The organism is Micromonospora taraxaci, from assembly GCF_007830095.1.
In the GTDB taxonomy this organism is placed as follows: Bacteria; Actinomycetota; Actinomycetes; order Mycobacteriales; family Micromonosporaceae; genus Micromonospora; species Micromonospora taraxaci.
Map to the genome: position 1 here is coordinate 5,337,303 of NZ_VIWZ01000001.1, position 13,819 is coordinate 5,351,121.

General features: G+C 71.5%; 14 protein-coding genes and 1 pseudogene. 9 read left to right on the top strand and 6 right to left on the bottom strand.

Going from position 1 to position 13,819, the window contains the following annotated elements; translation table 11 throughout:
• Nucleotides 1–15: 15 nt before the first annotated feature.
• A complete protein-coding gene (locus FHU34_RS24120; protein WP_145784325.1) occupies nt 16–2,073 on the bottom strand; it encodes a DNA gyrase/topoisomerase IV subunit B in 2,058 nt (685 codons plus the stop codon).
• A 252-nt stretch (nt 2,074–2,325) separates the two neighbouring features.
• On the opposite strand from FHU34_RS24120, the gene FHU34_RS24125 reads away from it, so the two are divergent.
• The 3 genes from FHU34_RS24125 (at nt 2,326) to FHU34_RS24135 (ending at nt 5,448) form a co-directional block, all read left to right on the top strand.
• Nucleotides 2,326–3,054 carry a hypothetical protein gene (locus FHU34_RS24125; RefSeq protein WP_145784327.1) on the top strand — a complete coding sequence of 243 codons (729 nt, stop codon included), beginning with the start codon at nt 2,326–2,328 and terminating at the stop codon, nt 3,052–3,054.
• A 170-nt stretch (nt 3,055–3,224) separates the two neighbouring features.
• On the top strand, nt 3,225–4,481 hold the full coding sequence (locus FHU34_RS24130) for an SGNH/GDSL hydrolase family protein (protein WP_145784329.1): 1,257 nt from the start codon (nt 3,225–3,227) through the stop codon (nt 4,479–4,481).
• Nucleotides 4,482–4,584: 103 nt separating this feature from the next.
• On the top strand, nt 4,585–5,448 hold the full coding sequence (locus tag FHU34_RS24135) for an alpha/beta hydrolase family protein (protein WP_145784331.1): 864 nt from the start codon (nt 4,585–4,587) through the stop codon (nt 5,446–5,448).
• Nucleotides 5,449–5,490: 42 nt separating this feature from the next.
• Here the strand turns inward: FHU34_RS24135 and FHU34_RS33105 are convergent, their stop codons facing one another.
• Nucleotides 5,491–5,661, bottom strand: coding sequence for a hypothetical protein (locus tag FHU34_RS33105; RefSeq protein ID WP_167524891.1), 171 nt, complete (start codon nt 5,659–5,661; stop codon nt 5,491–5,493).
• Nucleotides 5,662–5,858: 197 nt separating this feature from the next.
• Between FHU34_RS33105 and FHU34_RS24140 the strand changes: the two genes are divergently transcribed.
• On the top strand, nt 5,859–6,488 hold the full coding sequence (locus tag FHU34_RS24140; RefSeq protein ID WP_145784333.1) for a hypothetical protein: 630 nt from the start codon (nt 5,859–5,861) through the stop codon (nt 6,486–6,488).
• Nucleotides 6,489–6,692: 204 nt separating this feature from the next.
• Nucleotides 6,693–7,064, top strand: a complete 372-nt coding sequence (locus FHU34_RS24145; RefSeq protein WP_145784335.1) for a hypothetical protein — start codon at nt 6,693–6,695, stop codon at nt 7,062–7,064.
• Between the two features lie 18 nt (nt 7,065–7,082).
• Here the strand turns inward: FHU34_RS24145 and FHU34_RS24150 are convergent, their stop codons facing one another.
• The gene (locus FHU34_RS24150) at nt 7,083–7,994 is read right to left on the bottom strand and encodes a DUF72 domain-containing protein (RefSeq protein ID WP_145784337.1); all 912 of its coding nucleotides are present in this window, start codon (nt 7,992–7,994) and stop codon (nt 7,083–7,085) included.
• A gap of 153 nt (nt 7,995–8,147) precedes the next feature.
• Between FHU34_RS24150 and FHU34_RS24155 the strand changes: the two genes are divergently transcribed.
• Nucleotides 8,148–8,651 (top strand): DinB family protein, encoded by a 504-nt coding sequence (locus FHU34_RS24155; protein WP_145784339.1) that lies wholly within the window; start codon nt 8,148–8,150, stop codon nt 8,649–8,651.
• A gap of 27 nt (nt 8,652–8,678) precedes the next feature.
• Here FHU34_RS24155 and FHU34_RS24160 read toward each other — a convergent pair.
• Nucleotides 8,679–10,732, bottom strand: a pseudogene (locus tag FHU34_RS24160) (amylo-alpha-1,6-glucosidase); the annotation flags it as partial.
• A complete protein-coding gene (locus FHU34_RS24165) occupies nt 10,729–11,154 on the bottom strand; it encodes an SCP2 sterol-binding domain-containing protein (protein WP_244311813.1) in 426 nt (141 codons plus the stop codon). The gene FHU34_RS24165 and the pseudogene FHU34_RS24160, both read right to left, overlap by 4 nt.
• A gap of 129 nt (nt 11,155–11,283) precedes the next feature.
• Between FHU34_RS24165 and FHU34_RS24170 the strand changes: the two genes are divergently transcribed.
• Nucleotides 11,284–12,330, top strand: a complete 1,047-nt coding sequence (locus FHU34_RS24170; protein ID WP_145784343.1) for an NAD(P)-dependent alcohol dehydrogenase — start codon at nt 11,284–11,286, stop codon at nt 12,328–12,330.
• Between the two features lie 15 nt (nt 12,331–12,345).
• Here the strand turns inward: FHU34_RS24170 and FHU34_RS24175 are convergent, their stop codons facing one another.
• Nucleotides 12,346–12,855 (bottom strand): mycothiol transferase, encoded by a 510-nt coding sequence (locus FHU34_RS24175; protein ID WP_145784345.1) that lies wholly within the window; start codon nt 12,853–12,855, stop codon nt 12,346–12,348.
• Between the two features lie 78 nt (nt 12,856–12,933).
• Here FHU34_RS24175 and FHU34_RS24180 point away from each other — a divergent pair, with 78 nt between their 5' ends.
• The gene (locus tag FHU34_RS24180) at nt 12,934–13,449 is read left to right on the top strand and encodes a 2'-5' RNA ligase family protein (RefSeq protein ID WP_145784347.1); all 516 of its coding nucleotides are present in this window, start codon (nt 12,934–12,936) and stop codon (nt 13,447–13,449) included.
• A gap of 178 nt (nt 13,450–13,627) precedes the next feature.
• The gene (locus tag FHU34_RS24185) at nt 13,628–13,819 is read left to right on the top strand and encodes a hypothetical protein (protein WP_145784350.1); all 192 of its coding nucleotides are present in this window, start codon (nt 13,628–13,630) and stop codon (nt 13,817–13,819) included.

A 13,819-nucleotide genomic window follows, 5' to 3' on the forward strand; every position in this document is an offset into this window, starting at 1 on the left:
GAACGAAGCGTGGGCTCATGCGTCGATCGCTTCCCGGTCGACCCGGTCGGCGGAGTCGATCAGCCAGTTGCGGCGCGGCTCGACCTTCTCGCCCATCAGCAGCTCGAGGATCCGCTCGGCGGCGTCGACGTCGTCGAGGGTGATCCGGCGGACGGCACGGGTGGCCGGGTTCATCGTGGTGTCCCACAACTCGTCGGCGTCCATCTCACCGAGACCCTTGAAGCGCGGGATGGGGGTGACAATCTGCTTGCCGGCCTTCTCCAGCTTGCGGACCGTCGTCTCCATCTCGGCCTGGGTGTAGGTGTAGACGGTCTGCGGGTTGCGCCCCCTGGTGGTGATCTTGTGCAGGGGCGGCATCGCGGCGTAGAGCCGACCGGCCTCGATCAGCGGGCGCATGTAGCGGGCGAAGAGCGTGATCAGCAGCGTACGGATGTGGGCACCGTCCACATCGGCGTCAGCCATGATCAGCACGCGGCCGTAGCGGAGCGCGGAGAGGTCGAACGTGCGCCCCGAGCCGGCCCCGAGGACCTGGACGATGGCGGCGCACTCGGCATTGTCCAGCACCTGCTGGAGGTTGGCCTTCTGCACGTTGAGGATCTTGCCCCGGATCGGCAGCAGCGCCTGGTATTCCGACGAGCGCGCCATGCGGCTCGTCCCGAGGGCGCTGTCACCCTCCACGATGAACAGCTCGCTGCGGTCGATGCCCGTCGCGCGGCAGTCGACCAACTTCGGCGGCATGGACGCGCCCTCCAGGGCGGTCTTGCGCCGGGCGGCGTCCTTCTGCTGCTTCTGCGTGAGCCGGACCCGGGCCGCGTCGACGATCTTCTGCAGGACCGTGCGCGCCTCGGCCTTGGTGCGCCGATCCTCCAGCCAGGCCTTGACGTGGGCGTCGACCAGGCTCTGGATGACCTTGGTGATGCCGGTGGTAGACAGCTCGTCCTTGGTCTGGGAGGTGAACTGCGGCTCCGGGATGCGCACGTGCACCACGGCGGTCATCCCCTCCAGGACGTCGTCCAGGGTGGGCGGCTCCTCCTTGGCCTTGAGCAGGCCGCGGGTGTTGCGGACCGCGTCGGCGAGGGAGCGGACGAGGGCCCGCTCGAAGCCCTTGCGGTGGGTGCCGCCGTGGGCGTTGCGGATGGTGTTGGTGAAGCACTCGACGGTGCGCTCGTAGCCGGTGCCCCAGCGGAACGCCACCTCGACCTCGGCGCGGCGCTGCACGTTGGACTGCATGACGCCGTTGGCGTCGGCGGCGTTCTCCCGGTAGGTGCCCTCGCCGTTGACCAGCAGGGTGCCGGAGACCGGCCGATCGCCGGCCGGGGCGAGGAACTCCACCATGTCACTGAGCCCGTTGGGATAGTGGAACCGCTCCTCGGCAGGCGTCTCGCCGGTCAGGTCGCGCAGCAGGTACGTCACGCCGGGCACCAGGAACGCGGTGTTGCGCAGCTTCATGCGGACCGCGTCGACGTCGAGCGCGGCGCCGGTCTCAAAGTAGCGGGCATCGTGCCACCAGCGGATCGAGGTGCCGGTGCGCTCGCCACGCTTCACCGCGCCGACGACCTGGAGGCCGGGACCGGCGGTGAAGGGCGCGTCGGGCCCGTCGCCGTCGAAGATCCCTGGCACGCCGTGCCGGAACGACATCGCGTGGATCTTGCCGGCGCGGCGGACGGTCACGTCGAACCGGCGCGACAGCGCGTTGACCGCCGAGGCGCCCACACCATGCAGACCACCGGAGGTCTTGTAGCCGGAGCCGCCGAACTTGCCGCCGGCGTGCAACCGGGTGAGCACCAGCTCGACGCCGGAGATGCCGGACTTGGCGTGCACGTCGGTGGGGATGCCCCGGCCGTCGTCGTCGACCTGCACCGAGCCGTCAGCGTGCAGAATCACCTCGACGGTGCTGGCGTGACCGGCGACACCCTCGTCGGTGGAGTTGTCGAGGATCTCGTTGACGAGGTGACCCACGCCACGGCTGTCGGTGGAGCCGATGTACATGCCGGGCCGCTTGCGGACGGCGTCCAGCCCCTCAAGGTGGGTGAGGTCATCGGCCCCGTACAGGGTGTCAGGCTCTGCGGTCAACTGGTCGTACTCCCCGGTCTCGGCGGTGTGCAGCCGGTCACCGGCGACATCAGCCGGCGTGGCGCGCCGCAGCGAGCCTAGCCCGAGGCTAGGACAACTGTCGGAGGCCCCGCGCGACCCGCCGCGTGTGGGTGCCCGGACGTGAGCCAGGAAACAGCCTCCGGGTGATCATGGGATCACGCAGAGAGAAAGTCGCCGGTACGCTCACGACGATCGCGGCCGATCGAGCGGACGAGTCAGGAGGCGGTCGGGGTGGATGAGACGACACGGGCGGCTCTGCGGCGCTCCCTCGGCACCCGGGCCCGACGCTGGCTGCTCGCCGGCACCCTACTGGCGGGGCTGCTCGCCGCCGTGGCGCTGGTCGCGGCGGCTGCTCCCGCCGACCGGACGTTCGCCGCGCTCTCCGAGACCGTGCAGAGCCTGATGTCGGTCGTGACGCCGCTCTTCGGCATCCTGCTCGTCCGGGACCTGCGCGGGGCGCGGGCCGACCGCGGCATCCGACCGGGGTCGCCAGCCCAGCCTGGCCCGGTCCGGGTCCTGCCCAGTGTGCTCGCGGTGGGGTTGCCGGCCGTCGTCATCGCCGTCGCCGGAGTGCTGATCTGCGCCGCGACGCTGGCCCTCACCCCGACCGACGTCGCCGACGAGCCGTGGCGGCACGCGCCAACGGTTGCGGTGGGCAGCGTGCTGGTGCAGATCGTCGCCGGTCTGGTCGGCACCGGGCTGGGTCTGCTGCTGCGCTCGACGGTGGCCGCATTCACCGGCACGATCGTCCTGCCGCTGGGCCTGTTCGCGCTGCTGAGCGGCGTGCCGGCCGCGCAGCCGTGGCTCACCCCGCTCGGCAGCGTGCGCAACCTGCTCTCCGGGGACATGAGCCTGCTGCGGTGGGCGCAGTGGTTGTGCGTACTGCTGCTGTGGGGTGTCGGTCTGAACCTCGCCGGAGCGATGGCGCTGAAGCGCCGCGGCGGCCCGGCCGGCAGCTAGCCCGCCATCCCTCACCCGACGAACGCGGGTCCGCCTCGGCGAGGCGGGCCCGCGTTCGCGTGCGTGTCTTTCATCGAACGAATCTGTTACGGGCCATTGACGCCCGTTGCACGGGGGTGATGTGATCTCGCTCTCAGAGAATCTTTCATCTTTCGATGGATGGGGGCCCCATGCCCAGGTTCCGACGTACCGCGCTCGCCGCGGGACTGACGATCGCCATGGCAGCGCTGTCGACAGCTGTCGCGCTGCCCGCACCCGCGTCCGCCGCGCTGCCCACCGCCGCGGTGGCACTCGGGGACAGCTTCATCAGCGGCGAGGGCGCCGGGGCGTACACCCCGGTTGTCGACGCCAACGGGGTCACGCAAGGCTTCCCCGGCTGGACGGCGGCGAACAACAACGCGTTCTTCTGCCACCGCTCGGCGAACGCCTCGCTCAACCAGGCCAACCTGCCGGGCATCCAGAACCGGTTCAACCTGGCCTGCTCCGGTGGCCAGCCACACGACATCGCCACCGCGTCGCAGGCACGCACCAACGGTCGTACCGTGGCCGCGCAGCTGGACCAGCTCCGCGCCGTCGCGCAGACCCAGGACATCGACCTGGTGCTGATCGGCCTGGGCTCCAACAACAGCTCGTTCACGTTCGGCAGCGTCGCGGAGAAGTGCGCCAACCGCTTCATCGCCGACGCGTGGACCGGCTGGTGGGAGTTCTGGGCGTACCTGAACGGCCCGGTGGAGCAGAAGCCGTGCAGCGACGCCGACCTGGCCACCGCCGCGCAGCTCAGCGCCGCGACCGCGGAGACCACCGCCGCCGTCCGCCAGGTGCTGACCACGTTGGACCAGATCGACGCGGACGGGCAGCACCGGGTGGTGTTCCAGGACTACACGAACCCGCTGCCGCTGGACCTGAACCCGCAGTTCCACGAGGAGGACAGCCGCGACGACACCCGGGACAAGTTCCGTGACCTGGGCGCCGAGCGGTACGCGGCCGGCTGCCCGATCCACCGGGCCAGCCTCGCCCCCGGCCACCGCTTCTCGCAGGGCCTGGGCACCATCGTGAAGTCCACCCGGGACACTCTGGCCGCCGAGTTCCCGGCCGACGACCTGGTGTACCTGAACGTGCAGCAGGCCTTCAACGGCGCCCGGCTGTGTGAGCAGACCAGCAGCCCGTCGGGCGCGCTGGCGACTCCGATCCGGCTCCAGGACGGCGCGACCGGCACCTTCGTCACCAGCCTCGCCGGCAAGGACAAGATCGCCATCCAGCGGATCGCCAACACCTGCGTGAGCTACTTCCAGACCTGCCAGGAGTCGTGGCACCCGAACGCCACCGGGCACCAGGTGCTCGGTCAGTGCCTGAGCGGCGCCGCCACCACCAGCGCCCGGTCGGTGGCCTGCGTACGCGCCGGCAACGGGACGATCTCCGTCTCCTGAGCCGGCTCGCCATCGGCGAGGGCTCCGCCGCCAGGCGGGGCCCTCCGTCGCGTCCGACCGCCGAGGGCTACCCGCCGGTAACGTCGGGCCGTAAGCTGGGCCGATGAACGGGGACTCGGAGTACGCGCAGGAGTTCGTCGACGTCGACGGTGGCCGGCTGGGTGTGCAGGTCTATCCGGAGCCGACCGGCACGACGGACGCGCCGGTGGTGCTGATCTGGCCCGCCATGGGGGTCCGCGCCCGCTACTACCGACCCTTCGCCGCCGAACTGCGCGCCGCCGGGCTGGCCGTGGTCGTCGCCGACCTGCGTGGCACCGGCACGAGCACCCCCGCGCCGAGCCGGGCCGACCGGTACGGCTACTCGGAGCTGGCCGGCGACGTCGACGCCGTCCTGGCGGCGCTCAAGCCACGACTGGACGGGCGGCGCCGGCTGCTGGTCGGGCACTCCCTCGGCGGGCAGGCCGCGCTGCTGCATCTCGCCCTGCACGGCGGCGACGAGGTGGACGGATTGGCGTTGATCGCGGTCGGCATCCCGTACTGGCGGAGCTACCCGGGACCGCGGGGCCTCGGCGTGCTGCCGTACACCCAGGGGATCGCCGCCACCGCGGCGCTGCTGGGGGTCTGGCCGGGTTGGGGCTTCGGCGGCCGGCAGGCACGCGGCGTCATCCGCGACTGGGCCCACACCGCGCGGACCGGCCGATTCCCGCGCCTCGACGGTACGGACACCGAGGCGGCGGTACGCGCGGTGCGGACTCCGGTGCTCGCCGTCAGCGTGGACGACGACCAGTTCACCCCGCACGAGACCATGGACTACCTCTGCGCGAAGCTCACCGGGGATCCGGTGACCCGGGAGCGCTACACAGTGGAGCGGGCCGGCGCGCCACTGGACCACTTCACCTGGGTCCGGGCCAGCGCGTCGCTGGCGCGGCGGATCGCCGAGTTCGTCGGCGACCTACCGCCCCGCTGAGACGTGCCGGCCGGTCGCCGTGCGACGACTCGGCCGGGCGACTCACTCGTCCTGGTCCAGCGGCACCAGCTCGTCGTCGCGCTCCACCTGGATCGCGGCGTGGTCCTTTCGCGGCGCGACCTCCGCGGTGTTCCGGTGCGGGTCGTTGTCGGGGTGCATGAGCACGGCGTCCGTTTTGGGGGTCTTCTCCCGGCTCTCGTCCGGCTGCGACATCGCGTTCCCCTCTCGTCGGCGTCGCTTGCGGAGGTACCCGCCATCGCGCGAAGGACTCCTGCTGACGGCGAGGCGACCCACCGACGCCCGCAACGTCCCCCACCTGCCGGTACGGCGTGGATCGGCCCGCGCGGGGCGGGGTTAGCCGGCCGAGCGGCGGGTAAGCCGCACCGCCCGACACGGCGGAAGGGGATCACATGTCCGAACGGCACACCGCACTGCGTTCGATGCACGATCTGGGCCTGGCGGCCTGGTTTGGCGGCTCCCTCATGGGTGCCTTCGGCGTCAACGGAGCAGCGGCGAAGATCAGCGACTCGACTCAGCGACTCCCGGTCGCGTCGGCGGGTTGGTCCAAGTGGACCCCGGTCAACGCGGCGGCGATCGGCGCCCACCTGGCCGGCGCGGTCGGCGAACTGGTGACGGAGAGCCCACGGGTGGCGGCACAGTCCGGCGTCGCCCGGGCCAGCGTCATCAAGACCGCGTTGACGATCGGCGCGCTGGCGGTCACCGGCTACAGCCGACTGGTCGGCATGCGGTTGGAGAAGGCTGGTGGCCCGTCGGTGAGCGGCGCGACCGAGCCGAACCACCAGACGCCGGCAAGCGTGGCCTCCTCGCAGCGACAGATGAAGCTGCTCCAGTGGGCCATTCCGGCGTTGACCGGGACCCTGGTGGTGGTCACCGCGTACATGGGCGAGCAACAGAAGCCGGGGCAGGTGTTCCGGGGGATGCTCGGCCGGGCCGGTGGGATGAGGGGCGCCTCGAAGACCATGATCAAGATGGCCGGGATGAGCAACGGCAAACGGCCGATGGCGATGGCCGGCCGCTGAGCGTCGGGCCGGTGGGCGTCCCGCCGCCACCTCGACGGCGGGGCACTCTCCGGCCCTACGCGGGCTCGTCGGCGTGACGACGATCGCCCGCGGCGACGCGGACGCGCAGGACGGCACAGCGTCCCGTCGGTTCGCCGCTACCGGCGGACCCGCAGGGACGGCACATCGTCCGCCGACGGCGGCGGACCGACGAGCGGGGTGGCCATGGCGGCGGACAGGGGACGCAGCGGCGACAACGACCGGCTGGAGCCGGAGGCGGTGAAGCCGTGGGGCACCGGTGACGGTTTCGACGCCGACGCGCCCTGGGGCACCGACGAGGACTCGCCGATGGACGAGGGCAGCGAGGAGACCGCGGTGCCCGAGGGACGGCGCGGGGAACGACGCGCGGGCGCACCGGCGGGCCGGCGCGACCCGGCCGGACGGCACGGCTTCGGCTCGGTGGAACCAACCCGTACACCGATGGCCGGACCGGGCGCCCCACCCGACCCGGCGCCCAGCGGACGGACCTTCCCGGACGACGCCGACATCGGCGAGTCGACGCAGGACGCGTTGCGCACCCGGGGCCGGCGCTCCTGAGCCGAGTGCCAGAGGCCCTCAGCCGGTGGCCGACGTGGCCCGCGCCCGGTCGTCGATCATCGTCTCGGTGAGCAGTTGCGCCAGCCGGGTGGCGTCGCGTTGTGCCTGCCCGGCGCAGCAGTTGTTGAACAGCACGTGCAGGTCGTCCGCCTCGGAGGCCAACTCGGCCAGCAGCCCGGCCCAGTGCGCAAGCTCGTCCTCGGCGTACGCGTACCGGAACTTCTCCTGCTTGTCACCACCGCCCCAGGCCTCGCTGTGGCCGTGGAACCGGACGATCGCCGGCTGCGCCGTGGTGGTCAGGATCGGCGGCACCGACGACGGGTGCCCCTGCGGCATGTCCACGCAGACCAGGGACAGGTCGTGTTCGCGCAGCAGGTCCAGAGTGTCCGGTGCCGCCGGGCCGTCGAACCAGGACCGGTGCCGCAGCTCCACGCCGACCCGCCACGGCCGGCAGCGCTGCGCCAGCTCCACGATCCGACGCTCGGCGGCGGCGCTGCGCACCAGCCACGGCGGGAACTGCATCATCACCGCGCCGAGCTTGCCGGCCGCCGCGATCGGGTCGAGGGCCGCGCGGAAACGGGCCCACAGCTCGTCGTACGCCTGCGGCGGCAGGTCTCGTCGACGGATCCGGCTCGGGCCGGCGGCCGGGCGTAGGTCCCGGGGCAGCGCGGCGACCGGCGTCGGGTGCCCGGTGAAGAGGCTGAAGACCTTGACGTCGAACGTGAAGTCGTCCGGGGTGGCGTCGACCCAACCGTGCGTGGTCTCGGGTACCGGGACCGCGTAGTAGGACGTGTCCACCTCGACCAGCGGGAAACGGCTGGCGTAGAAGCCCAGTCGGCGGGCCGGCGTGCTGGCCGAGCGCGGGTACCACCCGGAGCGCAGCAACGACTGGTCCGCCCAGGACGACGTGCCCACCTTGATGACACCCATGTCATTCAGTGGACAGCCACGGACGTGGATCGGCAACCGCTGGCGGGTGTCCGTTGGGCTGGGGTGTCACGCCCGGGAAGTGTCGGTGCCTCGTCCTACGGTGACACCGAGCGGTTTCCGAGGTCCGACCGCACAGCGACGAGGGGTGGCATCATGACCAGCACCGAGCAGCTCACCGGTGAGCGAGCCGACCTGCTACAGACGTTGCGCAAGCATCGGGGTTTCCTCCTGCACACGGTCAACGGGCTCACCGACGAGCAGGCGGCAGCCCGCCCCACCGCCAGCGAGCTCTGCCTCGGTGGCCTCGTCAAGCACGTGACCACCGTCGAGCACCGGTGGATGCTCTTCGCGGTGGGCGGCGCGGAGGCGATGGAGCGCGTCGAGATCGACTGGGTCGGTCAGTTCCAGATGGCGCCGGGCGAGACCCTGGCCGGGCTGGTCGAGCGCTTCCAGGAGGTGGCTGACCACACCGACGAGCTGCTCACCACCCTCGACCTGGACACGGCGCACCCGCTGCCGCAGGCGCCCTGGTTCGAGTCGGGCGCGAGTTGGACGGTTCGGCGGGTGTTGCTGCACCTGATCGCCGAGACCTCCCAGCACGCGGGGCACGCCGACATCCTGCGGGAGTCGATCGACGGCGCCCGGACGATGGGCTGACGGGCTTCCCCGGCTGCTCAGCGCAGGCGGGCACCGGGGCGGTGCGCCGTCGTCCGATCCCTGGCGTAGGCGTCGGAGCGACCCCAGCGGCCGGGGATGTCGAGCAGCTCCAGCCGACCGAAGCCCTCCGGCACAGCAGGGTTGACCAGCAGGTTGTCACCGGTGGGTCGCAACCCCAGCATGGTGCCCAGCAGCATCAGCAGCGCCCCGGACGACCACGCCTGCGGGCGACCGGCCGCCGGCAACTGGACGGGATACTTCGTCAGAGAACGATCGTGGCCGGCGATCATCCCCGGCACGGCCCCACCGAGGGTGTGCGCCATGTCGAAGATGCCGGCCGTGATCGTGGCCGCCTGGGCGTCGAACCGGTAGCGGCGCAACCCGGCGGCGATCAGGGCGTTGTCCGCCGGCCACACCGCGCCCAGGTGTGACCCCATCGGGTTGTACGGACGCTGCCCGGTGGCGAAGGTACGCACCCCCCAACCGCCGAACAACCGCGACCCGACCAGGTGTTCGGCAACGGCCCCGGCGCGGTGGTCCGCGACGATCCCGCTCCACAGCAGGTGCCCGATGTTGGACGACAGCGCGTCGACCGGCTCGCCGTACGGGTCGAGCGCCAACGCGTAGTACTCCTGGTGGGGCAGCCAGAAGTCCCGGTTGAAGCGCTCCTTGAGCGCTTCGGCCTCCCGCTCCAGCCGGTCGGCGTACGCGGGGTCGCCCCAGAAGTTCCGCGCCAGCCGGGCGCCACGCCTCTTCGCGTCGTACGCGTAGCCCTGCAACTCGCAGGTGGCGCGGGGGAAGGCCGGTTGGTGACCGTGCGCATCGGTGATCGCGTCCGGGGTGTCCTTCCAACACTGGTTGACCGCGCCGCTGCACTCGTTACGGCGCTGGTAGCGCACGTAGCCGTCGCCGGTCAGGTCGCCGTACTCGTCGATCCAGTCCAGCGCCATGCGGGCCGGTTGGCGCAGCTCGTGCACCAGGTCCGCGTCACCGGACCAGCGCTCGTACTCGTCGAGCAGGATCACGAAGAGCGGGGTGGTGTCCGCCGCGCCGTAGTACAACGCGTTCGCCCGGTCACCGAACGCGCCGGACTCGCCGTAGCGGAGGTGGGCCAGGATCTTGCCGGGCTCCTCGTCCAGGTCGTCGTCGAGCTGGGCGCCCTGGAGGAACGCCAGCATCCGCAGGGTCGCGGGGGTCAGCTCGGGAGTGAACGCCATCGTCTGCAGGCAGGTGATGATGCTGTGCCGTCCGCACAACCACATCGTCCACGGCAGACCGGCGATCGGCACCCGCTCGGGTGACGACCACGGCTTGTACCGCAGTGCCGCCAGGTCGGCCAGGGCGCCCCGGTACATCTCCTCCAACCCGTCGCGATCGGCGACCAGCGTCGGGGCCTGCTCCGTCCAGTTCGCCAGGTCCTCGCGCATCCCGCCCCGCACGGCCCGCTGGTGCGACTCCAGGGAGGCGCGCACGTCCTGGCCGCCTTCGCCGCCCATGTTCATGGCGATATGCAGGTCGGTCTCCCACTTGCCGTCCGGGGCGACCCGGATCCGGAACGTCATTCCCTCCTCGTCCACCTCGACCGGGACCGTGCTCTGCACGGTGGTCTGGCGGACGAACCGTTGCCGCTGGTAGCGCAGCACGAGCTGGCGGTTGGCCGAGTCCGGGGTGACCTCGACGACACGCCGCCGAAGGTGGCCGATCTCGGCGATGTCGGTGAAGTCGCTGCCCATCTCCACTCGTACGGTGAACTCGGCCGGCTCTGCCGAGTGGTTGAGCACGGTGATCTTCTCGTGCATGCAGTCGTGGATCGAGCGGTGCCGGATGATCGACACGTCGGCGTCGACGTAGTGGCTCGCCGCGCCCGGGACCAGGAAGAACCGGGTCTCGAAGTACGTCATGTCGTCGCGGGACAGCGCGTTGATCCGTTCGCCGTCGATCGTGAGCACCCAGTGGGACAGAAAGCGCGTGTCGTACGCGAAGAGACCGACAGGTGTGCGCGCGTCGGCCTCGATGTCGCCCTGGGCGTCGCTGTTGGCGAACACGTTGCCGGCGATGACGTGCAGCAGTTCCTGCTTCACGATCGACCCTCCCGAGCGGGCGTCACGTTCCGACCGGCCAGGGCGGCCCGACCCAGCTCCCGAGGGTGGCGGGCGCCGGCCGGCCCCGCGAAGATTCGCCGCAGCACCAGCAGCAGACGCATGTCGCCCTGCATCGTCAGCTCGTTGCGCAGCATCGCCGCGCCGGGATGCAGTTCACCGTTAACCATGCTGTCGAAGACCCAGCGGTCGGCGCGGACCACCAGGTCGGCGTCGTCATCCGAGCGGGACACCTGGACGTGCTGGTCGGAGACGCGCAGGTACCAGTGGTCGGTGCAGCCGTCGCCGCGCACGTCCAGCCGCAGCGTTCCCACTGTGGTCTCCGGCAGGTCGGGGCGCCGACCGTCGTCCAACTGTTGCAGGTACTGCTCCGCCGTCGCGCCCATCAGGTCCCCCTCCCCCACGGCTCTCCGTAGGATCGCCCGCGCCCGGGTGAGGCCGGTTCACCCGAAATGGGTGAGGCGCACCGCCTGCCAGTTTGGGCCGCTGCGAAGGGGGCAGCCACCGACTTCCGTCGAGCCAGGGAGCACTGGATGCGCGCGCTGCGGTTGCAGGACTGGAGGTCGACGCCGGAGTTGATCGAGGTCCCCGACCCGACTCCTGGGCCGGGTCAGGTGGTGGTCCGGATCGGCGGTGCCGGCGCCTGCCATTCCGACCTGCACCTGATGGAAGAGTTCGAGCCCGGAACCATGCCCTGGAATCCACCATTCACCCTCGGCCACGAGAACGCCGGCTGGGTGCACGCCCTCGGCGACGGGGTGACCGGGCTGTCCGTCGGGCAACCGGTGGCTGTCTTCGGCGCGTGGGGCTGCGGCACCTGCGCCCGGTGCCGGGTCGGTGTCGACACGTACTGCGAAAACCCGTCCGGCGCGCCGGTGCCGAGCGGTGGCGGCGGGCTCGGACTGGACGGGGGCATGGCCGAGTTCGAGCTGGTCCCGGACTCGCGGCACGTCGTACCCCTGCCGGAGGGGCTGGATCCGGCGGACGCCGCGCCGCTGACCGATGCCGGGCTCACCCCGTACCACGCGATCCGCCGCTCCTGGCCGAAGTTGCCGCCCGGCAGCACGGCCGTGGTGATCGGAGTCGGCGGGCTGGGGCACGTGGGCGTACAGATCCTGAAGGCCACCACCGCCGCCCGCGTGCTCGCGGTGGACAACCGCCCCGAGGCGTTACGGCTGGCCGAGGAGTGTGGCGCCGACCGAACGGTCAACTCCGGTCCGAGCGCCGCCGAGGAGATCCGGCAGGCCACCGGCGGTCGGGGCGCCGACGTGGTGCTGGACTTCGTCGGCACCGATGCCACCCTCGCCCTGGGCGTGGCGACAGCCCGCACGGTGGGCGACCTGACCATCGTGGGTCTCGGCGGGGGCACCCTGGCGGTGTCGTTCTTCTCCGTGCCATACGAGGTGAGCATCGCGACCACCTACTGGGGTAGTCGCCCGGAACTGGTCGAGGTGCTCGACCTGGGCGCCCGTGGTCTGATCCGGCCGACGACCACTCACTTCGCGCTGGAGGACGCGCTCGACGCGTACCGGCAGATGCGCGACGGCACGCTGGAGGGCCGGGCCGTGATCGTGCCGTGAGCCGGCCGAGAGCGGTCAGCCGGTTTCGAGCAGTCCGCGCAGGTAGGCGGCCTGACCCACGTGTTGCAGGTCGTCCTCGGCGACGCTGACCAGCCGGACGCCGAGGGTGACCGGCGGGTCCCACGCCTCGTCGACGACGCGGTCCAGGTCCGCCGGACGCAGGCCGGCCAGGAACTTTCGGGTACGCGACGCGACCGCCCCGTAGTAGTTGATCAACGCCTGCGCGCTCTCCGGCCGCACCGCCGCGACCTGCGCGGGCGAGTGCCCGTAGCCGGTGTCGTCGGGGTCGGCGGTGAGGCCGAACCGGCCCGCCCAGTCGCCACTCACCCAGATCTGCTCGGCGTCGAGCACCTCGGCGACGTGATGGTCCTGCACGCGGGTGAGGTGCCAGACCAGCCAGCCGATCGAGTTGTGGCCCGGTGCCGGCTCGTGTCGTAGTTGCTCCGGGCTGAGGCCGTCCACCGCAGCACGGACGAGGTCGGGCAGTCGGTCGTACGTCTCGGTCAGCAGATCACTCACGTCCACCAGGTACGCCTCCTGTTCGGTCTCCGGTCAGGTACCGCCGAGCGCGGTCGCCCAAACCTCGGCCGCTACGGTGATCGAATGGTCGCGGCGGTGGAGTTGTACCTGGACCCGGACGCCACCCGCCGGATCCGGGTGCTGTGGGACGCGCTGGAGACCGAGGGCGTGCAGAGCATGCGCTCGCTGCTGGAGCAACGTCACCGTCCGCACGTCTCACTGGCGGTGGCGCCCCGGTTCGACCCGGAACAGGTCGCCGCGGCCCTGCACGGGACGGTCGTGGCCGCTCCCCTGCGGCTCGAGTTCCAGCACGCCGGCCAATTCGTCGGTCGGGTCCTCTGGCTCGGTCCGACGCCCACCCCGGAGCTCCTGGCCCACCATCGCACGGTCCACGACCGGCTCGCCGCCGCCGGCATCCCGTTGGCCAAGCACTACCACCCGGGCCGGTGGGTGCCGCACTGCACGCTGTCCATGCGTGTGCCGAACGCGCTGATGGCCGCCGCGGTGCGCCGCTGCCTGGAGGTGTTGCCGCTGGCCGCGACAGTGGTCGGGGCGGCCCTCACCGACCACGCGCGGGGCATCGCCCATCCGCTGGCCTGAGCCTCGACGAAAATGTCCGGTTTGGCGGGCGACAGTCGGGAAACCGAAAAGAAGCGGTGGTTATGCGGCCTGACGTGGGATGGTTCGACGTAGATGCCGTCCTGCCGAGCGCGTTTCGCCCGGCCGGCGGCGCGGGGTCACGCCGCGCCGCCCACGGCGGCTTCGACGAGGAGGGGCAGTGCCTATGCAGGCTCAGCGCAGGCCACCGCGAGCGGAGCGGAGCCAGAGCCGGGACGACCGGACCGCCGGCGGTATGACCGGGGCGGCCACGCCCCTGACGATCTGGGCCGCCGCCGTCCTGCTCGGCCGGATCAGTGCCGGCGACGACGACGTCGAGGACGAACGGCACATCCTGCGCGGCATCGAGTGA

What these genes read in the sequence shown, in the direction of transcription:
- FHU34_RS24145 (WP_145784335.1), top strand. Translation starts at nt 6,693, where the DNA reads ATGGCGGCGGACAGGGGACGCAGCGGCGACAACGACCGGCTGGAGCCG.
- FHU34_RS33105 (WP_167524891.1), bottom strand. Translation starts at nt 5,661, where the DNA reads ATGTCGCAGCCGGACGAGAGCCGGGAGAAGACCCCCAAAACGGACGCC.
- FHU34_RS24150 (WP_145784337.1), bottom strand. Translation starts at nt 7,994, where the DNA reads ATGGGTGTCATCAAGGTGGGCACGTCGTCCTGGGCGGACCAGTCGTTG.
- FHU34_RS24155 (WP_145784339.1), top strand. Translation starts at nt 8,148, where the DNA reads ATGACCAGCACCGAGCAGCTCACCGGTGAGCGAGCCGACCTGCTACAG.
- FHU34_RS24180 (WP_145784347.1), top strand. Translation starts at nt 12,934, where the DNA reads ATGGTCGCGGCGGTGGAGTTGTACCTGGACCCGGACGCCACCCGCCGG.
- FHU34_RS24140 (WP_145784333.1), top strand. Translation starts at nt 5,859, where the DNA reads ATGTCCGAACGGCACACCGCACTGCGTTCGATGCACGATCTGGGCCTG.
- FHU34_RS24130 (WP_145784329.1), top strand. Translation starts at nt 3,225, where the DNA reads ATGCCCAGGTTCCGACGTACCGCGCTCGCCGCGGGACTGACGATCGCC.
- FHU34_RS24135 (WP_145784331.1), top strand. Translation starts at nt 4,585, where the DNA reads ATGAACGGGGACTCGGAGTACGCGCAGGAGTTCGTCGACGTCGACGGT.
- FHU34_RS24170 (WP_145784343.1), top strand. Translation starts at nt 11,284, where the DNA reads ATGCGCGCGCTGCGGTTGCAGGACTGGAGGTCGACGCCGGAGTTGATC.